Origin of the sequence: Nocardiopsis sp. CNS-639 (genome assembly GCF_000381685.1) — a bacterium.
Classification (GTDB): domain Bacteria; phylum Actinomycetota; class Actinomycetes; order Streptosporangiales; family Streptosporangiaceae; genus Nocardiopsis; species Nocardiopsis dassonvillei.
The window spans coordinates 47,911-69,008 of the sequence record NZ_KB906874.1 but is presented as its reverse complement, the minus strand read 5'-3'; the positions used below and the strand labels follow the sequence as shown (position 1 = coordinate 69,008).

Below are 21,098 nucleotides of genomic sequence, written 5' to 3'. Positions count from 1 at the left end.
CGTGTCCGAGAGCGGACCCGCGATTCTGGTACTCGAGGACGGCCGTGTCTTCCACGGCCGCTCCTTCGGCGCCACCGGGGAGACCTTCGGCGAGGCGGTCTTCAACACCGGCATGACCGGCTACCAGGAGACCCTCACCGACCCCTCGTACCACCGCCAGATCGTGGTGATGACCGCCCCCCACATCGGCAACACCGGCGTCAACGACGACGACCCCGAGTCCGGCCGCGTCTGGGTCGCCGGGTACGTCGTGCGCGAGCCCGCCCGCATCACCTCCAACTGGCGGGCCGAGCGCACCCTGGACGAGGAGCTGCGCCGCCAGGGCGTGGTCGGCATCGCCCTCACCGGCACCCGCGCGCTCACCCGCCACCTGCGCGACAAGGGCGTCATGCGCGCCGCCATCAGCACCACCGAGACCGACCCGCGGGCCCTGCTGGAGCGCGTGCGCCAGCAGCCCACCATGGCCGGGGCCGACCTGGCCGCCGAGGTCAGCACCGGCGAGCCCTACGAGGTCCTGCCGCCCGAGGGCGTGCCGACCCGCTTCCACGTCGCCGCCGTGGACCTGGGCATCAAGGCCATGACCCCCCAGCGCCTGGCCGAGCGGGGGTGCCGGGTCACCGTGCTGCCCTCCACCGCCACCGCCGAGGAGATCCTCGCCCTGGACCCGGACGGGGTGTTCTTCAGCAACGGCCCCGGCGACCCCGCCACCGCCGACGGTCCCGTCACCGCCATGCGCGGCGTCCTGGACGCGGGCAGGCCGCTCTTCGGCATCTGCTTCGGCAACCAGATCCTGGGCCGCGCCCTGGACCTGGGCACCTACAAGCTGCCCTTCGGGCACCGGGGCGTCAACCAGCCGGTGATCGACACCCGCTCCGGCAGGGTCGCCATCACCAGCCAGAACCACGGCTTCGCCGTCGAGGCCCCCCTCGACGAGCCCTTCGACACCCCCTACGGCCGGGCCGAGGTCAGCCACATCGGCCTCAACGACCGCGTCGTCGAGGGCCTGCGGCTGCTGGACCGCCCCGCGTTCAGCGTCCAGTTCCACCCGGAGGCCGCCGCCGGCCCCCACGACGCCGCCGAACTCTTCGACGCGTTCGTCGACCTGATGTCCGCCCAGCCCGCTCCGGCTGCCAAGTAGCAAGAGGAAGCAGAGCATGCCGCGCCGTAGTGACCTTTCATCCGTCCTCGTGATCGGCTCCGGCCCGATCGTGATCGGGCAGGCGGCCGAGTTCGACTACTCGGGCACCCAGGCCTGCCGGGTTCTGCGGGCCGAGGGCCTGCGGGTCATCCTGGTCAACTCCAACCCGGCCACGATCATGACCGACCCGGAGATCGCCGACGCCACCTACGTGGAGCCGATCACCACCGAGATGATCGAGAAGATCATCGCCAAGGAGCGCCCCGACGCGCTCCTGCCCACCCTGGGCGGGCAGACCGCCCTCAACGCCGCCGTCGCCCTGGACGAGGCTGGCATCCTCGCCAAGTACGGCGTCGAGCTCATCGGCGCCAACATCGAGGCCATCCAGTCCGGTGAGGACCGCGAGAGCTTCAAGGGCATCGTCGAGCGCATCGGCGGCGAGTCCGCCCGCTCGCGCATCTGCCACACCCTGGAGGAGTGCCTGGCCGCGGCCGAGGAGCTCTCCTACCCCGTCGTCGTGCGCCCCTCCTTCACCATGGGCGGCGCGGGCTCGGGCTTCGCCCACGACGAGTCCGAGCTGCGCCGCATCGCCGGGCAGGGCCTGGCGCTCTCCCCGACCACCGAGGTGCTCCTGGAGGAGTCCATCCTCGGCTGGAAGGAGTACGAGCTGGAGCTGATGCGCGACACCAACGACAACGTCGTGGTCGTGTGCTCCATCGAGAACCTCGACCCCATGGGCGTGCACACCGGCGACTCCATCACCGTCGCCCCCGCCATGACCCTCACCGACCGCGAGTACCAGAAGCTGCGCGACATCGGCATCGCCGTCATCCGCGAGGTCGGCGTGGACACCGGCGGCTGCAACATCCAGTTCGCCGTCCACCCCACCACCGGCCGGGTCATCGTCATCGAGATGAACCCGCGCGTGTCGCGCTCCTCGGCGCTGGCCTCCAAGGCCACCGGCTTCCCGATCGCCAAGATCGCCGCCAAGCTCGCCGTCGGCTACACCCTGGACGAGATCCCCAACGACATCACCCGGGAGACCCCGGCCAGCTTCGAGCCCACGCTCGACTACGTCGTCGTCAAGGTGCCCCGCTTCGCCTTCGAGAAGTTCCCCGGCGCCGACCCCGGCCTGACCACCACCATGAAGTCGGTGGGCGAGGCCATGGCCATCGGCCGCTCCTTCCCCGAGGCCCTCCAGAAGGCCATGCGCTCCCTGGAGAAGAAGGGCGTCGGCCTGACCTGGGAGGGCGAGCCCGGCGACAAGGACGAGCTGCTGCGCCTGGCCGCCACCCCCACCGAGCACCGCCTGCGCCAGGTCCAGCAGGCCCTGCGCGCCGGGGCCACCGTCGAGGAGGTCCACGAGGCCACCCGCATCGACCCCTGGTTCGTGGACCAGATGCTGCGCCTGGAGGAGGCGGCCCGCGTCCTGGCCGACGCCCCCAAGCTCGACGCCGACCTGCTGCGCCAGGTCAAGGGGCTGGGCTTCTCCGACCTCCAGATCGGCCAGATCACCGGCCGCAGCGAGGACGTGGTCCGCGAGCTGCGCCACGCCCTGGGAGTCCACCCCGTCTACCTGACCGTGGACACCTGCGCCGCCGAGTTCGAGGCCAGCACGCCCTACCTGTACTCCAGCTACGACGAGGAGACCGAGGTCCCCACGGGCGACCGCCCCAAGATCATCATCCTGGGCTCGGGACCCAACCGGATCGGCCAGGGCGTGGAGTTCGACTACTCCTGCGTCCACGCCTCCTTCGCCCTCTCCGACGCCGGGTACGAGACCGTGATGGTCAACTGCAACCCCGAGACCGTCTCCACCGACTACGACACCAGCGACCGGCTCTACTTCGAGCCGCTCACCCTGGAGGACGTGCTGGAGGTCGTGCGCGCCGAGCAGGCCGCCGGACCGGTCGTCGGCGTCATCGTCCAGCTGGGCGGCCAGACCCCGCTCGGCCTGGCCCGCCGCCTCAAGGACGCCGGGGTGCCCATCATCGGCACCAGCCCCGAGGCGATCGACCTGGCCGAGGACCGCGGAGAGTTCGGCAAGGTCCTGGCCGACGCCGGGCTGCCCGCGCCCAAGTACGGCACCGCCTACTCCTTCGCCGAGGCCAAGGCCGCCGCGGACGAGATCGGCTACCCCGTCATGGTCCGCCCCTCCTACGTACTGGGCGGACGCGGCATGGAGATCGTCTACAGCGAGGCGATGCTCGCCGACTACATCGAGCGCAACGCCGAGGTCAGCCCCGAGCACCCGGTGCTCATCGACCGCTTCCTCGACGACGCCATCGAGATCGACGTCGACGCCCTCTACGACGGCCGCGACCTGTACCTGGGCGGGGTCATGGAGCACATCGAGGAGGCCGGGATCCACTCCGGCGACTCGGCGTGCACCCTGCCCTCCATCACCCTGGGCCGCGAGGACATCGAGCGCATCCGCTACTCCACCGAGGCCATCGCCCGCGGCACGGGCGTGCGCGGCCTGATCAACGTCCAGTACGCGCTCGCCTCCGGCGTGCTCAACGTCCTGGAGGCCAACCCGCGCGCCTCGCGCACCGTGCCGTTCGTGTCCAAGGCCACTGCGGTGCCGCTGGCCAAGGCCGCCGCCCGCGTCATGGCCGGGGCCACCATCGCCGAACTGCGCGAGGAGGGCATGCTGCCCGCCCGCGGCGACGGCGGCGACCTGCCCGTGGACGCCCCGGTGTCGGTGAAGGAGGCCGTGCTGCCCTTCAACCGCTTCATCGACAAGGAGGGCGAGGGAGTCGACACCATCCTCGGCCCCGAGATGCGCTCCACCGGCGAGGTCATGGGCCTGGACACCGAGTTCGGCGCCGCCTACGCCAAGTCGCAGCTGGCCCTCAACGACTCCCTGCCCGAGCGGGGCCGGGTGTTCGTCTCGGTGGCCAACCGCGACAAGCGCTCGATGATCTTCCCGGTCAAGCGCCTGGCCGACCTCGGCTTCGAGATCCTGGCCACCGAGGGCACCGCCGTGGTCCTGCGCCGCAACGGCGTGCACGCCACCGTGGTGCGCAAGCACAGCGAGGGCAGCGGCCCGGCGGGCGAGCCCACCATCGTGCAGCTCATCCACTCCGGGGGCGTCGACCTCATCGTCAACACGCCCTTCGGCAGCGCGGGGCAGGCCGGACCGCGTCTGGACGGCTACGAGATCCGCACCGCGGCCGTGGTGCGCGGCGTGCCCAGCGTGACCACCGTGCAGGGCCTGGCCGCCGCGGTCCAGGCCATCGAGGCGCGGGTGCGCGGGGACCTCGGCGTGCGCTCCCTCCAGGAGCACGCGAGCACCCTCACCGCCAGCCGGGCCTAGGCTGTTCCTCTTCGGGCCTCCGCCCCGCCCGCCCGGCGCCCGCCGCCGCCCGCGGTGGCGCTTCGCGCCGGGCGGGCCACCGCCCTCAACGGACGCCACGCGCAGTACCTTCCTGGTTCGGGCGCCCGGAGAGCGGGCGCCCGAACCAGCCGGGGCGGTGGGCGGGGGCGCCGTGGACGGTGTGTCCACGGTTCCCCCGCCTATACGGTTGGCGCACAGGACGACGCAGGAATCCCAGAGGGGGGAGGGCGGCGCCGACGCCCCGGTGTCCGCGACACCGGGCCCGGGCGCCACGACCTGATGAGCGACAACGGACCGGTGCAGACCAGGTGCCCCGTGCTGAACGTACGCAGGGTGGACGCCTACTACGCCATCACCGTGGTCGCCCCGGGCATAGCCGAGCGGTTCCGCTCCGGGCAGTTCGTGTCGGTGGCCGTCGGCGGCGACCACTCCAGCACCCTGCTGCGCCGCCCCTTCGCCATCCACGACGTCAAGCCCGACTACGGCGGCACCGTCGAGTTCCTGTTCTCGGTGCGGGGCACCGGCACCGCCTGGCTCTCCGAACGCCGCTCGCGCGACCTGCTGGACGTGGTCGGCCCCCTGGGCCGCCCCTTCCCGCTGCCCCGCGAGCCGGTCAACTGCGTGCTGGTGGGCGGGGGCTCGGGCAGCGCCCCGCTGTTCCCGCTCGCCCAGTCACTGCGCAGGCGCGGCTGCCGGGTGGACTTCGTGCTGGGCGCCGCCTCCGCCGACCGGGTGTTCAGCGCCATCACCGCCCGCCGCATCGCCGAGACGGCCGCCTTCACCACCGACGACGGCTCCTTCGGCACCCGCGGCCGCGTCACCGACGTCCTGGGCAGGGTGATCGAGGAATGCCGGTCCGACGCCGTCTACGCCTGCGGCCCCATGCCGATGCTGCGCGCGGTCACCTCCGTGGCGGCCAGCCACGGCATCCCCGTCCAGGTGGCGGTGGAGGAGACCATGGCCTGCGGCACCGGGATCTGCATGACCTGCGTCATCCCGGTGGTGGGCGAGGACGGGATCACCCGCATGGTGCGCTCCTGCGTGGACGGCCCGGTCTTCCGGGGCGAGCAGGTGCGCTTCGACGACGTGGGCACGATCCCCTTCGACGCCCTGGGCGCCCCGGGCTGGAAGGGCTCCAGCGCGGCCCGCGCCGCGGAGACGGCCCGCGACATCGCCTGAGGGCCCCGGACCCGCCCCGGAACCGACCACCACCAGACAGTGGGTGAGAGAGTTGAACGCAGACCTCAGGACCCGGCTGGGCGGCTGGGAGCTGCCCAACCCCGTGGTCACCGCCGCCGGGTGCGCCGGAGCGGGCCGCGAGCTGGCCCAGTTCTTCGACATCGCCTCGATCGGCGCCGTCACCACCAAGTCGGTGATGCTGGAGCCCCACGCCGGGCGCCCGTCCCCGCGCATGGCCGAGACGCCCAGCGGGATGCTCAGCACGACGGGCATGCAGGGCCCGGGCGTGGACGTGTTCCTCCAACGGGACCTGCCCTGGCTGCTCTCCCGCGGCGGGCGGGCGATCGTCTCCGTCGCGGGCACCGGCATGGCCGAGTTCGGCGAACTCGCCAGACGCGTCTCCGCCGCCGACGGGGTCAGCGCGATCGAGGTCAACCTCTCCAGTCCGGACCCGTCCGACCCCGCGGGGCGCCGCTACGTGGACGACGCCGCCCAGGCCGCTGCCGTGGTGCGCACGGTGCGCTCCCACACCCGTTCGGGGCTGCCGGTGCTGGCCAAGCTCGCCGCCGACGTCCCCGACGTGGTGGAGCTGGCCGCCGCGTGCGTGGAGGCGCGCGCGGACGGGCTGTCCATGGTCAACACCGTGCGCGGCATGGCCGTGGACACCCGCACGCTGCGCCCGGCGGTGGCCGGGGGGATGGGCGGGCTGTCGGGGCCGGCGATCCGCCCGCTGGCGGTGGGGTGCGTCTACCGGGTGCACGAGGCGCTTCCGGACGTGCCCATCATCGGAATGGGCGGGGTCCGCACGGGTGCCGACGTGATGGAGTTCATGGCGGCCGGGGCCTCCGCGGTCGCGGTCGGCACGGTCAACTTCTCCGACCCCTCGGCGTGCGCCCGCGTGCTCCGCGAGTTCACCGAGCTGCTGGAGGCCCGCGGGCTGAGGCGGGCCGCCGACCTGGTGGGCGCCGCGCACCGGACGGGTGTGGGCGCGTGACAGGCCGGGCACGCGGCGCACAAGGGCCCTGACCGGCCTGAACGGCGTTCAGATGGCGCTGTGCGACCAAACACGCGCAATTGGTCTCTACCACTGTCCTGACCGTTACGTCCCGTCTGCGGCCGTCTGGGAGGCCGTTACGGGGAAGTGACACGGGTGGGGCGCATGAAGCGGCTCATCCGGGGAACCGCACACTTGATGGTGTGCACATGACAGCGAACGTGCATTCTCAGGTGCCGCGGTAAGCACGTCCGCAAGTACGTCCGTGCCTTGCACGCGCCGACCCCGGTCGGCGGCACACGATGGGAGATACCGACATGACCGAGACCACCGCGCCCTCCGCGCCCATCGCCGTGGCGCTCGACGCCAGGGACCTGGAGACCGCGGCCACCTGGGCCTCAGCGGTCGCGCCGCACGTGAGCACGGTCAAGGTGGGCCTGGAGCTGTACCTGCGCTACGGGCCCGACGTGGTCAGCGCGGTGCGCGGGGCCAGCCGGGTGGGGGTCTTCCTCGACCTGAAGCTGCACGACATCCCGGCCACGGTCGCCGGCGCCGCGCGCAGCGTCGCGGGCCTGCGTCCCTCGATCCTGACCGTCCACGCCGGGGGAGGGGCGGACATGGTCCGGGCCGCGGTGGAGGCCGCGCCGGAGACCAGGATCGCCGCCGTGACGGTGCTCACCTCGATGGACGAGGACGACCTGGAGCAGGTGGGGCTGCTCGGTCCGGCCCGCGACGCGGTGCGGCGTCTGGCGGTCCTGGCCGTGGGCGCCGGGGCCCGCGCGCTGGTCTGCTCACCCCAGGAGGTGGCCCTGCTCCGCTCCGAGGTCGGGCCGGACGTCACCCTCATCACGCCGGGCGTGCGCCCGGCGGGGGCGGACAGGGGCGACCAGTCGCGCGTGGCGACCCCGGAGGAGGCCGTGGCGGCCGGCGCGGACCTGCTGGTCATCGGCCGCCCCATCACCCGCGCGCCGGACCCGGGGGCGGCGGCGGCCTCCCTCGCGGCGGCCGTGCGCCGGGCGGGTGTGCGCGTGTAGGGAGCGAAGGGGGAGGGGGCCGCGCGGGCGCCCTTCGACGGTGTCCGGAGGTGTTGGGCCAAGGGATCGACGGATCGGGGAGACGAACCGGTGCACGGGAGTCTGACGCGACCGATTATGGGTCACTGTCAGTTACTGATTTGGCATGTCCGAAACCCGCCGAACACTGCCGAGAGTGACCCGCGTCACCCCTACGTGACCTGCGCTGGTGGCACCCTCCAGACCTCCTTCAATCGGGACTAAAGTCCCGGTTTTCGTCTCGCAATGCAGTCGAATAGCAACTCTCCGTAGTTAGTTCGACGAAATAGCCGTTGAAAGGGCACTTTGCGTTGCCTAACAGGGGTCAGACCTACTAACTTGCGCAGGCGTCCGCCCTCTACAAACGAGTAGAAATCCGAGGTGACCCGGCGTGGCCCTTCCTCCCCTGACACCCGAACAGCGCACCGCGGCTCTGGCCAAGGCCGCCAAGGCCAGAAAAGAGCGCGCGGAGGTCAAGAACAAACTGAAGAACGGCGGCATCTCGCTGTCCGAGGTCCTTTCCAACGGCCTCAAGGACGACGTCATCGGCAAGATGAAGGTTTCGGCTCTGCTCGAATCCCTTCCCGGCGTCGGCAAGGTCCGGGCCAAGCAGATCATGGAGCGGCTCAACATCGCCGAGTCGCGCCGTGTCCGCGGTCTGGGAACCAACCAGCGCGCCGCCCTCGAGGCCGAGTTCGGCGACCTCACCAAGTAACACCAGGCAGTACCCGCAGCACCCAGCAGTACCGAGCAGCACCTGAACGCAGTGCACCGGTCCGCCGCGTCCCCCACAGTCGCGGCGCACACCACGCCGCGACAGCGGCCGACCCCCGGTGAGCCAGGCAGGGCCGCGGTCGGCGGACGGGTGACCCCAGGTCACGACCGTCCGCCGTGCCGCGGCCCTTCGCTTGCCCCGGGCGCGGTGTGTGTCGAGGCGGGTCAGGGCTGTGTGCCGCTGCCCTTGGCTCACCCCGGGCGCGGTGTGTGTTGAGGCGGGTCAGGGCTGTGTGCCGCTGCCCTTGGCTCACCCCGGGCGCGGTGTGTGTCGAGGCGGGTCAGGACCGTGCGGCGCTGCCCGGTGGTATAAAGGGAGCTTCCCGCGACCGTACGCGGACACCCCGCACACCAGACCGCCCGCACGGTGACGGCGCCCGGACCGGCTTCGGCCCGCCGGAGCGCGACGCGAGGGCCACGGCCCCGCCCGTGGCGGGCGGGCCCGAAGGGAAGCCTCGAACACACATGCCCGATCCCGGATCCCAGTCCCGCCCGGCGCAGAAGCGGCTGACCGTGCTGTCCGGACCCTCGGGTGTGGGCAAGAGCACGGTGGTGGCCCACCTGCGCCGTGAGAACCCCGACGTGTGGCTCTCGGTCTCGGTCACCACGCGCCGCCCCCGCCCGGGCGAACAGGACGGCGTCCAGTACCACTTCGTCACCGACGAGGAGTTCGACCGCCTCGTCGCCGAGGACCAGCTCCTGGAGTGGGCCCAGTTCGCGGGCAACCGCTACGGCACCCCGCGCCGACCCGTCGAGGAGCGCCTGCGCGCCGGAGTGCCCGTCCTGCTGGAGATCGAGCTCCAGGGCGCCCGCCAGGTGCGCGAGTCCATGCCCGACGCCCTGCACGTCTTCCTCGCCCCGCCCTCCTGGGAGGAGCTGGTGCGCCGCCTCACCGGGCGCGGCACCGAGTCCGACGAGGTGATCCAGCGCCGCCTGGACGTGGCCAGGGTCGAGCTGGCCGCCGAGAAGGAGTTCGACACCACCCTCGTCAACACGTCCGTACAGGAAGTGGGCGACGAGCTGCTAGCGTTGATCACCGCGCCCAAGGTGTGATAGCGGCCGGGCCCGGAGGGCCCGCGCCATCCGCGCCGCGCCGGGAACCGTCCCGACGGCGCCCCAACGTCCGTCCACCGCGGCTCCACGACGAGCCGCGGAACATTCCTGGGGGTAATGAAGTGGCTGGTACCGAGCCCGTCGCCGAAGGCATCACCAACCCGCCGATCGACGATCTGCTGGAGCTGGTGGACAGCAAGTACAGCCTGGTCACCATGGCCTCCAAGCGGGCCCGCCAGATCAACGCCTACTACGCCCAGCTGGGCGAGGGCCTGCTGGAGTACGTCGGCCCGCTGGTGGAGACCCAGGTCCAGGAGAAGTCGCTGTCCATCGCCCTGCGCGAGGTCAGGTCCGGCCTGCTCACCGCGGAGCCCTACGAGGGTTCCTGACCCGCCTTCCCCGCGTACTCGCAGGCCCGCACGGGGCTCGGGTCGCGGAGAACCGGGTTCCGCGCTCCCAGGGGCACGGCGTCCTCGCCGACGGCTCGACTCGTCTTGCGGGATCCGGTACGCCCCTCGCGTTCCGCGCGCCCGCCGCGCCCCTGGCGCGCGCGGGGCGGCCGGGGGCTGGTAGAACTCCTTTCTGTGAGTGACACAAACCTTCCCCGCGTGGTCCTCGGCGTCGGCGGCGGCATCGCCGCCTACAAGGTCTGCGAACTGCTGCGCCGCCTGACCGAGTCCGGCCACCGGGTCCGGGTCGTGCCCACCGCCGAGGCCCTGCGCTTCGTCGGTGAGCCCACCTGGGCCGCCCTGTCCGGCCAGCCCGTCGCCACCGGAGTGTGGGACGGGGTCCACGAGGTCCCGCACGTGCGCATCGGCCAGGAGGCCGACCTGGTGTTCGTGGCACCGGCCACCGCCAACATCATGGCCAGGGCCGCCGCGGGCCTGGCCGACGACCTGCTCACCAACACCCTGCTCACCGCGCGCTGTCCGGTGGTGTTCGCGCCCGCGATGCACACCGAGATGTGGGAGCACCCCGCCACGCAAGCCAACGTGGCCACCCTGCGCTCGCGCGGCGCCGTCGTCCTCGACCCGGCCGTGGGCCGCCTGACCGGCGCCGACACCGGACGCGGGCGCCTGCCCGAGCCCTCCGAGCTGTTCGAGGCCGCCCGCCTCGTGCTGCGCCGCGGTACCGCCGCCCCCGACCTGGCCGGACGGCGCGTGGTGGTCTCCGCGGGCGGCACCCGCGAGGCCGTCGACCCGGTCCGCTTCCTGGGCAACCACTCCTCGGGCAAGCAGGGGTACGCCCTGGCGCGCACCGCCGCCGCCCGCGGCGCCGACGTGACCCTGGTCGCCGCCAACGTCTCCCTGCCCGACCCGGCCGGGGTGCGCGTCGTGCGCGCGGGCTCGGCCGTGGAGCTGGCCGAGGCCATGGAGGCCGAGCGCGTCGGCGCGGACGTGATCGTGATGAGCGCCGCGGTGGCCGACTTCCGGCCGGTCGCCAGCGCCGCCTCCAAGATCAAGAAGAGCCCCGGCGCCACGCCCGCTCCCATCGAGCTGGCCGAGAACCCCGACATCCTCGCCGGGCTGGTCGCCTCACGCGACGCCGAGGGGCTGGCGCAGACCGTCGTGGGCTTCGCCGCCGAGACCGACGACGTGATCGCCAACGGCCGGGCCAAACTGGCCCGCAAGGGCTGCGACCTGCTCGTGGTCAACCAGGTCGGCGGCGGGCGCGCGTTCGGCACCGAGGACAACCAGGCCGTCATCCTGGGCTCGGACGGCAGCGCGGTGGACGTGCCCACCGGACCCAAGGAGGACCTCGCCGACCGTGTCTGGGACCTGGTACTGCCGCGCCTGGGCTGAAGCGCCCGCCTGGCGCGGCCCGGTCGAACAAGCGGGTGCCCAGGACTGGATTCCCACCGCGGAGTACGTCAGACTTCAACGTGCACCCGTGGCGACCGGGGAGGTCGTCCGCGGGGTGCCCGCCCCCAACAGTCCCGTTACAGTGGACCAATAACCAACCCCGTCGGTCGGTATTGGCCGCCTCGGCAGGCAGCCGGGGGCGCCCGTGCCGCACCGGCACATGTCAGCCAGCAGCCGCTGCAAGGAGTCACGCAACGTGTCCCGCCGCCTTTTCACCTCCGAGTCGGTCACCGAAGGCCATCCCGACAAGATGGCCGACCAGATCAGTGACGCGATCCTCGACGCGATGCTCACCCACGACCCGCGCAGCCGGGTCGCGGTCGAGACGCTGATCACCACCGGTCAGGTCCACATCGCGGGCGAGGTCACCACACAGACCTACGTCGACATCCCCGCCATCGTGCGCGGAAAGATCCTCGAGATCGGCTACGACTCCTCCGCCAAGGGGTTCGACGGTGACTCCTGCGGGGTCAACGTCTCCATCGACGCGCAGTCCCCCGACATCGCCCAGGGTGTCGACACCGCCTACGAGGCGCGCGTCGGCAACGAGGACGACGCCCTCAACCGGCAGGGCGCGGGCGACCAGGGCCTGATGTTCGGCTACGCCAACCGCGAGACCCCCGAGCTCATGCCGCTGCCGATCAAGCTGGCGCACTCCCTCTCCGAGCGCCTGGCCGGGGTCCGCCGCAACGGCACGGTGCCCTACCTGCGCCCGGACGGCAAGACCCAGGTCACGGTCGAGTACGACGGCCAGACCCCGGTCCGCCTGGACACCGTCGTGGTCTCCAGCCAGCACTCGGCCGACATCAACCTCGACGAGATGCTCGCCCCCGACATCCGCGAGCACGTGATCGAGCCGGTCGTGGCCGCCTACGGCCTGGAGTCCGACGACTACCGGCTCCTGGTCAACCCGACCGGCCGGTTCGAGATCGGCGGCCCCATGGGCGACGCCGGTCTCACGGGCCGCAAGATCATCGTGGACACCTACGGCGGCTACGCCCGCCACGGTGGCGGCGCCTTCTCCGGCAAGGACCCGTCGAAGGTGGACCGCTCGGCCGCCTACGCCACCCGCTGGGTCGCCAAGAACATCGTCGCGGCCGAGCTCGCCGAGCGCGCCGAGGTCCAGGTGGCCTACGCCATCGGCAAGGCGCACCCGGTCGGCGTGTTCATCGAGACCTTCGGCACCGAGAAGGTCGCCCCGGAGCTGATCGAGAAGGCCGTCAAGGAGGTCTTCGACCTGCGTCCGGCCGCCATCGTGCGCGACCTGGACCTGCTGCGCCCGATCTACTCCCGGACCGCCGCCTACGGCCACTTCGGCCGTGAGCTGCCCGAGTTCACGTGGGAGAGCACCGAGCGCGCCGCCGCGCTGCGCTCCTTCGTGGGCGCCTGAGCCGCACCTGCGGCGCCGGTCCCCGCGAGGGGCCCCCAGGGCGCGCACGGCCGTCACCGGCCGTGCGCGCCCTTGCGCGTGTTCCGGGTTCCTCCGCATGGCGCACGATCGAAGTGACTACTCCGTGTTATTCCGTATAGACGTAATGTCATTTCTGTGCTCGTACGCGGAGGAGACCATGGCCGTAGCAACGGCGGTGTCTGCGGTGGGGCTGGTGGCCCTGCTCGCCCTGCCCGGCGCCCACCACGCACCCGGCAAGTCGGGAGGCGGCGGAGGGGAGGTCGTGCCCGGCGCGGACAGCCTGCACGTGGCCCTGGAGTCCCGCGCCGAAGCGCGGCGGCCGGGCCCGGGCGACCGGATCCACTACACGGTCAACGTGCGCAACGACGGCGGCAAGGCGGTGCCTGAGACCGAGATCGTGCAGTTCCTCCCCCCGACCGTGCGCTACGTCTCGGGGACGTCCGGGGCCGAGCCGGGGGAGGGGCGGGTGACCTGGTCGCGGTCCCTGGAGCCCGGCGACCGCGCGAGCATGCGTTTCACCGGCGAGATCACCGCGGTCCCCGGCGGGGGAGAGCACCCGGTCGCCACGGTCTGCGCGCGCCCGGAGCCGGGAGCGGTGCTGGTCTCCTGTGACGCGGCCGTGCACCGCGTCCACGGAGCGGTGCCGCCGGTGTGGGTGGTCACGGGACTGGCCTTCGCGGCCTCGGTGGCGCTGTGCGTCGGCGGCCTGGTGCGCCACCGCGACACCCGGAACCGGCTGGAGGGGGAGCCCGAAGCGGAGACGGTGCCCGCCCGCGCGAACGCCGACGGAGCGGGGGAGGCCGCTGTGAGCGCGGCCCGGGAGCCCGCCGGGACCGGATCCGCAGCGGCGGAGGGGACCGCCGACCGGCCGCGGACCGTGCTGGAGACGCTGGTCGTCCACAGGGCGGCGCCCGACCCCGTCCCCGTCCCCGCGCGGAGCGAGCGGGCGCACGGCCCGGACGCGGGGGAGACCGAACCGCGGGAGGCGCACGAGTCCGTACGCGTGCCCGACCCCGGGTCGGAGCCCGAGGCCGGTCCCCGGGCCGAGCCCGAGCCCGTACCCGCCGAGACCGCGCACGCGCCCGCGGAGGAGCCCGAACCGGTCGCCGGGCCGCGCGGCTGACCCGGGGCCGCACAGGCGGACGGGCCGCGCCCCGGGGCGCGGCCCGTCCAACGGGCTCAGCTCAGCTCGTCGAGGGCCTTCTCCGCCTCGGCCAGCCACGAGCGGCGGGCCTCCAGCGCGTCCTCGTACTCTCTGACCCGGCGCTCGTCGCCCCTGTCCCTGGCCTTGCCCAGCTTGGCCTCCAGGTCGGCGATCGCCGCAGCCAGCTGCGCGACCGTGTCCCTGGCGCGGGCCCGCGCTTCGGGGTTGCTGCGCTCCCACTCGGCGTCCTCGGCCCGGCGCACGCCGTCCTCGATCTGCCGGAAGGCGCCCTCCAGCTGGTCGCGCACGTCGCGCGGCAGCTCACCGGCCTCCTCCCAGGCGTCCTGGAAGTCGCGCAGCCGCGCACGCGCCCGGCGCGGGTCGGAGATCTTCGGGATCTCCGCCTGGGCCTCGGCCAGGATCCGCTCCTTGGCCTCGGCGTTGACCCGCAGTTCGGCGTCGCGCTCGGCGAAGGTCGCGTTGCGCGCGTCGAAGAAGGTGTCCTGCGCGGCCTTGAAGCGCGCCCACAGCTTGTCCTCGCTCGCCCGGTCCGCCCGGCCGCTGCGCTTCCAGCGCTGCATCAGGTCGCGGTAGGCGCGGGCCGTGGCCCCCCAGTCGGTGGAGCCCGACAGGGCCTCGGCCTCCACCACGATGCGCTCCTTCTCCGCACGCACCGACTCGCGCTCCTGGTCCAGGCTGGCGAAGTAGGCCTTGCGCCGCTTGGAGAAGGAGTTGCGCGCCGCCGACATGCGCTTCCACAGCGCCTGCTCGGTGGGCCGGTCGGCCCGCGGCGCCTTCTTCCACTCCTCGATGAGCTGGAGCATCCGCTCGCCGCCGGACTTCCAGTGCGTCGTCTCCACCGCGACCCGCTCGGCCTCGGCGACGATGCGCTCCTTGACCTCCCGGGCCTGGCCGCGAGCCTGCTCCTGGGCCTGCTTCTGCTCGACCTTGCGCTCCTCGGCGCGGCCCGCCAGCGCGTCCAGGCGGCCCATCAGCGACTCCAGGTCGCCGACCGCGTTGGCCTCCCGGACCGAGTCGCGCAGCTTGTCGATGTTCGACATCGCGGCGGAGGCGGACAGGTCGGTGTTGCGGAGCCGGTTCTCCAGCAGCTCCACCTCGGTGACCAGGGAGTCGTACTTGCGCCGGAAGAAGGTCAGAGCCTCCTCGGGCGCCCCCGCCTGCCACGATCCGACGACCCGCTCGCCTTCGCTCGTGCGCACGTAGACCGTGCCTTCGTCGTCTACGCGGCCCCAAGGGTCCGTGGTCACCGTGTCCTCCTGCTGTCATGAACCCGGCCGTGGGGCGGGTTCGGGTCGTCGCGTCGCACTCCTCGCCGGTTCGCGATGGGAACCACCGTGCTGAGCACGATATCCCCGCGATCCGGTGGGAGGCGCCGCGCCGTGAATTCACGTCTGCGCAGATCACGCGGGTCCGCGCGCCCTCGGGTATGGGGCCGGGCCGCCCTCCCGCCCAGCGCTGGCGCAGGTCGGGGCCCCGGCGTGCACCAAGGACGGTGACCAATATGGCATTACCACGCGGTTTGGCAAAGAGGCCAGCCGCGCGCGGTGATCGAATGGTGATCAAACGCGTACCCGGGCACGACGACCGGGTCGCCGCCCCCGCCCCGCCTCGATAGGCTGCACCAGGGGGACGCTGCGTCCGGACCGGGACCCGCCGCCCCGCGACCGCGCACCCGACCGAGGACAGGACGACATCCGCCGTGCTCATCGCCGCACTTCCCACCGGGCCCCTCGCCGCGAACTGCTACGTGCTCGCACCGGCCCCGGGCGGCGACTGCGTCATCGTCGACCCCGGCCAGGAGGCCACCGAGCAGGTCGACAAGGTCCTGTCCGAGCACGGGCTGACCCCCGTCGCGGTGCTGCTCACCCACGGCCACTTCGACCACGTGTGGTCGGCCGCCGACCTGTGCGCGCGCCACGGCGTCCCCGTCCACCTGCACGCCGCGGACCGCGGACTGCTCACCGAGCCCGCCGCGGGGGTGGACCCCGGCTTCGCTGCGCAGCTGTCCGCCCTGCTGGGTCCGGGCCCCCACCCCGAGCCCGACGACCTGGTCGAGGTCGACGGCGGCGACACCCTCACCCTGGCCGGACTGGACTTCCGGGTCGAGCACACCCCCGGCCACACCCCCGGGTCGGTCGTGTACACGGTGACCACCGAGGACGGCGTCCCCGTGATGTTCGCCGGGGACCTGGTCTTCGCCGGTTCCATCGGCCGCACCGACTTCCCCGGCGGCGACCACGCCGCCATGCTGCGCAGCCTCGCCAGCGCCGTGCTGGGCCGCCCCGACAGCACCCAGGTCCTGCCCGGCCACGGACCGGCCACCACCGTCGAGCGCGAGCGAGCCACCAACCCCTACCTGCGCGATATCGCCGGCTGACCCCGTGCCCCGGCCGCCCTCTTCCGTCCCGCGGGAACGACGTATGACCACCCCACACCACCGAGGCGCCCGCCGCCCGAGCGCGCCCGCGCGGCCGCACGGCGGGCGAGATACCCGCACCGGCCCCGCCTGAGGGCGGATCGCCGGTGGCTTCGCACGCCCTTTCCCCCGGCCCTCCCCCCACCGGGTGCCCGAAGGCCGTGTGCGCAGGATCTGGCCCGCACCCGAGCGCAGGTCGGGCACACTTGACACGAACAAAGACGCTGAAGGAGTAGTCCGTTGATACGCACGCATGAGGCAGGTGCGTTGCGCGCCGAGCACGCAGGCGCGACCGTCGTCCTCGCCGGGTGGGTGGCACGCCGCCGCGACCACGGCGGGGTGGTCTTCCTCGACCTGCGCGAGGCCTCCGGGGTGGTCCAGGTCGTCGTCCGCGAGGACGACCTCGCCCACGACCTGCGCGCCGAGTACTGCATCAAGGTCACCGGCTCGGTCCGGGTCCGCCCCGAGGGCAACGAGAACCCCGAGATCCCCACCGGCGCGGTCGAGGTCGTCGCCGACGAGATCGAGGTGCTCAGCGAGGCCGCGCCGCTGCCCTTCCAGCTCGACAGCGCCGCCGACGTGGCCGAGGAGACCCGGCTGCGCTACCGCTACCTGGACATCCGCCGCCAGGAGATGGCCGACAACCTGCGCCTGCGCTCCAAGGCGACCTACGTCGCCCACGAGGTCATGCGCGACCTGGGGTTCACCTACGTGGAGACCCCCTACATGACCCGCTCCACGCCCGAGGGCGCCCGCGACTTCCTCGTCCCGGTCCGCCTCCAGCCGGGCCACTGGTACGCGCTGCCGCAGTCCCCGCAGCTGTTCAAGCAGCTGCTCATGGTCGGCGGCATGGAGCGCTACTACCAGCTCACCCGCTGCTTCCGCGACGAGGACCTGCGCGCGGACCGCCAGCCGGAGTTCACCCAGATCGACCTGGAGATGAGCTTCGTCGACGAGGAGGACCTCTTCGCCGTCGGCGAGAAGCTGTTCACCCGCCTGCTGCGCGAGGTGCGCGGCGTCGAGCTGCCCGAGCGCTTCCCGCGGATGCGCTACGCCGAGGCCATGGACCGCTTCGGTTCCGACAAGCCCGACCTGCGCTTCGGCCAGGAGCTGGTCGAGGTCACCGCCTACTTCGCCGACACCCCCTTCCGGGTCTTCAAGGCCCCCTACGTGGGTGCCGTGGTCATGCCGGGCGGCGCCTCCCAGACCCGCAAGGAGCTGGACGCCTGGCAGGAGTGGGCGCGCTCGCGCGGCGCGAAGGGCCTGGCCTACGTGCTCGTCCAGGAGGACGGCTCCCTGGGTGGCCCGGTGGCCAAGAACCTCTCCGAGGCCGAGCGCGAGGGCCTGGCCGCCCAGGTCGGCGCCGCGCCGGGCGACGCGGTGTTCTTCGCCGCGGGCGCCCGGACCGCGAGCCAGGAGCTGCTGGGCGCGGCCCGTCTGGAGATCGGCAGGCGCTGCGGCCTGATCGACACCTCCCGGTGGGAGATCCTGTGGATCACCGACATGCCCCTGTTCGAGGAGGCCGACGAGGAGGGCTCCTGGAAGCCGGTGCACCACCCCTTCACCGCCCCGGCGGTGCAGGACGAGGCCGACTTCCAGGACCACCCGGGCACCACCGACTCCCGGGCCTTCGACCTGGTGCTCAACGGCTACGAGCTGGTCTCGGGCTCCATCCGTATCCACCGGGCCGAGATGCAGCAGCGGATCTTCGACGTCATCGGCCTGAGCAAGGCCGAGGCCGAGTCGAAGTTCGGGTTCCTGCTGGAGGCGTTCAAGTTCGGCCCGCCGCCGCACGGCGGCCTGGCCGTGGGCTGGGACCGCATCGTCATGCTGCTGGCCGGTCAGCCGACCATCCGCGAGGTCATCGCCTTCCCCAAGACCGCCTCGGGCGGCGACCCGCTGACGGGCGCGCCCACGCCGATCACCGCTGAGCAGCGGGCCGAGGCCGGGGTGGACGCCGACCCCGAGGCCGAGGAGCGCGAGAAGCGCAAGTAGGGGGCCGTCGGCCCTGTCGGGGGCGGTGCGCGCACGGCGCCCGCCCCCGACGCGTGTACCGGGGAGGGACCGCCGACCCCCCGGGCCCGCACCTCCGGACGCTCCGGGACCGAAGAATTTCGCGGTTCCCGTGAGGTGCCCGAATTCATCACATTTTGAACCTGTCTCATTCGGTCACTCGGCGAAAACGGGCCGTTATCGGGCGTCATGGAGGGGTGCGTGCGTGGCCGGACACGGCCTCGGTGCCCCGGTACGGATGCGCGGACAGCCGTCATCCCCTACCGTTGAGGGCGAATCACCCCTTCCGAGCCGCGATGAGAACGTGTTGTGGAGTGGACACGTATCTCACGGGGACACCCCCGGTCACGGGCGGAAGTGGTGGCGGAGTGCATTCTGCGCTGTTGAGTCACACGGGCGTAACGATTTCCATCCTGTGGTCGCGCGAGTGCGACCCCGGGTGCGGAATCGACCGCCCTCCCGTCGCGCCGATGGAGTACGCGGGTCCGCGTCCAGCCAGGTCACACGGACGCCGGACGACGCGTGCATCGGCCCCGCCCCTGTTCCGGCACCAGATCCGGCCCAGCCCCGGACACTAGAATGAGCCGGTCGGAACGTTTCAAGGGTGACCGCGCCTGCGCGCGGGTGTGACGTCCGAGACGACATGAGGATGAGTCATACGTGAACGGAAAACGCGCTTCAGGCGATGGTTCCGAGAGCGCTCTCGCGGAGGCGTTCTCCCACGCCCCCGAGCCCATGGTGCTCACCCTGGCCGACGGCGCGATCGTGCACGCCAACCTGGCCTTCACCGAACTCTTCGGCCGCGACGCCTCCGACCTCGCCGGAGGGGCCTGGTTCGACCTCCTCGACGGTGACGACGCCCAGCGCGGCGCCCGCGCCCACCACGAGGCCCTCGCGGGGAACCGGGGCCGCCGGTCCCGTCTGCGCCTGAAGATCGCCGACAAGGTCGCCCACCTGGTGGAGGCCGAGCCGCGCCCCCTGCCCGGGGACGGCCCGGAGGACGCCCGCGCGGTCGTCCTGCTGCACCCTCTCTCCACCGAGGAGGCCGACCTGCGCGTGATCGGCGAGCTGCGCACCGACAACTCCGACTCCGTGCTGTGGAGCCTGGACCCGGTCAGCGGACGCCTGCGCGAGATGTTCGGCCCCACCCCGCTCGGCGCGCTGCTGGCCGGGAACGACCGCGAGCTCGAACGCATCCTGGAGCGCGTCCACCCCGACGACATCGCCCGCGTGCGCGACGCCATCTCCGCCTCCTTCGCCGGGCGCGACTACGAACAGCGCTTCCGCGTCTTCGACCGCCTCGGCGACGAGCGCTCCCTGCACGTGCGCGCCCGCTACGTGCCCGGCGACCCCGACCGCCTCGTGGGCATCGTCGACGACGTCACCGAGCACGTCCAGCTCGTACGCCGCCTCGCCGACCGCCGCCGCACCGAGGCCGAGCACGGCCGCCTGGTCACCGAACTGTCCTCCAAACTCGTCTCGGCCACCACCGTCGACAAGGTCATGGACCTGCTCAGCGAGGAGTTCCTGCCCATCTTCGGCGGAGTCCAGGCCGTCGCCCTCTACGTCGAGAACGGACTGCTGCGCAGCTCGCCCAGCGCCCACGCCAAGAGCGCCACCAGCAACATCGAGCGCATAGACGGCCGCCGCGCCGACGACACCGACTTCCCCATGGGCGCGGTCATCCAGGACCGCCAGCCCCGCTTCTTCGAGAGCCGCGCCGAGATCATCAGCCGCTTCCCCGCCGCCGTCGAACTCATGCGCCAGGTGCGCGGCCAGGCCTGGGCCACCGTGCCCATCTTCGGCGACGGCAAGGTCGCCCTGGGCGTGTGGCAGATGGTCTGGGACCGCCCCCACCACGCCAGTCGCGACGAGCGGGCCCTCATGCTCACCTTCGCCGGACTCGCCGGGCAGGCCCTCCAGCGCATCAAGGCGCAGCAGGCCGAGCTGGAACTGGCCGACGCGCTCCAGCGCCGCATGCTGCCCCGCCAGGTGGCCAGCTTCCCGGACATGGACATCGCCACCAAGTACCTGCCCTCCCGCGCCGACTGGCGCATCTGCGGCGACTTCTACGACGTCATCGAACTCCCCGAGAACAAGGTCGGCCTCCTGGTCGGCGACGTCCAGGGGCACGGCGTCGAGGCGGCGGCCGCCATGGGCCAGATCCGCGTGGCCTTCCGCGCCTACGCCACCAACCAGTCCGACCCCGGCGTCGTCCTGGGCGAGACCAACCGCCTGCTCACCGAGACCGGCGAGATCGTCTTCGCCACCTGCGGCTACCTCGTCGTGGACCGCGAGAGCGGCGTCATGCAGGCGGCCTGGGCCGGACAGCCGCCGGTCGTCCTGGCCACCCGGAGCGGCTACGAGCTCTGGGAGCCCGAGACCGGCCCGCCGCTGGGCGTGCTCTCCGACCCCGAGTACGCCGTCACCACCCGCATGCTCCCGCCCGGCACCGCCCTGCTGCTGTGCTCCGACGGACTCGTGGAGAGCTCCGAGGTGCCCATGGGCGAGGGGCTGGCCCGGGTCGGCGCGGCGCTCTCCGAGCACCACGAGGACCCCGGGGCCGCCGCGCACGTCATCGCCGAGATGGCCCCGGCCGGGCGCGGCGACGACATCGCCCTGCTCATCACCCGCATGATCCCCTCCACCGAGCCGGCGCGGGACCGCGCCGCCGTGGCGACCACGACCTGACCGGTGCCCC

General features: G+C 72.6%; 15 protein-coding genes. 14 read left to right on the top strand and 1 reads right to left on the bottom strand.

Features of this window, described 5'->3' with window-relative positions; genetic code table 11:
* Position 1 precedes the first annotated feature (1 nt).
* From carA to G011_RS0124435, 11 genes are all read left to right on the top strand, one after another.
* Complete coding sequence (gene carA / locus G011_RS0124485; protein ID WP_026338624.1) at positions 2 to 1,138, top strand: glutamine-hydrolyzing carbamoyl-phosphate synthase small subunit; 1,137 nt, start codon at positions 2 to 4, stop codon at positions 1,136 to 1,138.
* A 16-nt stretch (positions 1,139 to 1,154) separates the two neighbouring features.
* Entirely contained in the window at positions 1,155 to 4,457 is a 3,303-nt protein-coding gene (gene carB / locus G011_RS0124480; RefSeq protein WP_013154118.1) for a carbamoyl-phosphate synthase large subunit, read from the top strand.
* A gap of 300 nt (positions 4,458 to 4,757) precedes the next feature.
* On the top strand, positions 4,758 to 5,657 hold the full coding sequence (locus G011_RS0124475) for a dihydroorotate dehydrogenase electron transfer subunit (RefSeq protein ID WP_013154117.1): 900 nt from the start codon (positions 4,758 to 4,760) through the stop codon (positions 5,655 to 5,657).
* A gap of 52 nt (positions 5,658 to 5,709) precedes the next feature.
* Positions 5,710 to 6,651 (top strand): dihydroorotate dehydrogenase, encoded by a 942-nt coding sequence (locus G011_RS0124470; RefSeq protein ID WP_019610768.1) that lies wholly within the window; start codon positions 5,710 to 5,712, stop codon positions 6,649 to 6,651.
* Between the two features lie 317 nt (positions 6,652 to 6,968).
* Entirely contained in the window at positions 6,969 to 7,685 is a 717-nt protein-coding gene (gene pyrF, locus G011_RS0124465) for an orotidine-5'-phosphate decarboxylase (protein WP_013154115.1), read from the top strand.
* A gap of 409 nt (positions 7,686 to 8,094) precedes the next feature.
* Positions 8,095 to 8,418, top strand: a complete 324-nt coding sequence (gene mihF / locus G011_RS0124460) for an integration host factor, actinobacterial type (protein WP_017565056.1) — start codon at positions 8,095 to 8,097, stop codon at positions 8,416 to 8,418.
* A gap of 524 nt (positions 8,419 to 8,942) precedes the next feature.
* On the top strand, positions 8,943 to 9,530 hold the full coding sequence (gene gmk / locus G011_RS0124455; protein WP_013154113.1) for a guanylate kinase: 588 nt from the start codon (positions 8,943 to 8,945) through the stop codon (positions 9,528 to 9,530).
* A 122-nt stretch (positions 9,531 to 9,652) separates the two neighbouring features.
* Positions 9,653 to 9,919 carry a DNA-directed RNA polymerase subunit omega gene (rpoZ, locus tag G011_RS0124450; RefSeq protein ID WP_013154112.1) on the top strand — a complete coding sequence of 89 codons (267 nt, stop codon included), beginning with the start codon at positions 9,653 to 9,655 and terminating at the stop codon, positions 9,917 to 9,919.
* A gap of 219 nt (positions 9,920 to 10,138) precedes the next feature.
* Positions 10,139 to 11,332 (top strand): bifunctional phosphopantothenoylcysteine decarboxylase/phosphopantothenate--cysteine ligase CoaBC, encoded by a 1,194-nt coding sequence (coaBC, locus tag G011_RS0124445; protein WP_019610767.1) that lies wholly within the window; start codon positions 10,139 to 10,141, stop codon positions 11,330 to 11,332.
* A 256-nt stretch (positions 11,333 to 11,588) separates the two neighbouring features.
* Positions 11,589 to 12,782 (top strand): methionine adenosyltransferase, encoded by a 1,194-nt coding sequence (metK, locus tag G011_RS0124440; RefSeq protein ID WP_013154110.1) that lies wholly within the window; start codon positions 11,589 to 11,591, stop codon positions 12,780 to 12,782.
* 178 nt (positions 12,783 to 12,960) lie between these two features.
* The gene (locus G011_RS0124435) at positions 12,961 to 13,926 is read left to right on the top strand and encodes a DUF11 domain-containing protein (RefSeq protein WP_026338623.1); all 966 of its coding nucleotides are present in this window, start codon (positions 12,961 to 12,963) and stop codon (positions 13,924 to 13,926) included.
* Between the two features lie 56 nt (positions 13,927 to 13,982).
* Here G011_RS0124435 and G011_RS0124430 read toward each other — a convergent pair whose 3' ends face one another.
* Complete coding sequence (locus G011_RS0124430; RefSeq protein ID WP_019610765.1) at positions 13,983 to 15,215, bottom strand: DUF349 domain-containing protein; 1,233 nt, start codon at positions 15,213 to 15,215, stop codon at positions 13,983 to 13,985.
* 452 nt (positions 15,216 to 15,667) lie between these two features.
* On the opposite strand from G011_RS0124430, the gene G011_RS0124425 reads away from it, so the two are divergent.
* The 3 genes from G011_RS0124425 (at position 15,668) to G011_RS0124415 (ending at position 21,088) form a co-directional block, all read left to right on the top strand.
* On the top strand, positions 15,668 to 16,345 hold the full coding sequence (locus G011_RS0124425; RefSeq protein WP_019610764.1) for an MBL fold metallo-hydrolase: 678 nt from the start codon (positions 15,668 to 15,670) through the stop codon (positions 16,343 to 16,345).
* A gap of 279 nt (positions 16,346 to 16,624) precedes the next feature.
* On the top strand, positions 16,625 to 18,379 hold the full coding sequence (gene aspS / locus G011_RS0124420) for an aspartate--tRNA ligase (protein WP_026338622.1): 1,755 nt from the start codon (positions 16,625 to 16,627) through the stop codon (positions 18,377 to 18,379).
* 678 nt (positions 18,380 to 19,057) lie between these two features.
* On the top strand, positions 19,058 to 21,088 hold the full coding sequence (locus G011_RS0124415; RefSeq protein ID WP_026338621.1) for a SpoIIE family protein phosphatase: 2,031 nt from the start codon (positions 19,058 to 19,060) through the stop codon (positions 21,086 to 21,088).
* Positions 21,089 to 21,098 lie beyond the last annotated feature (10 nt).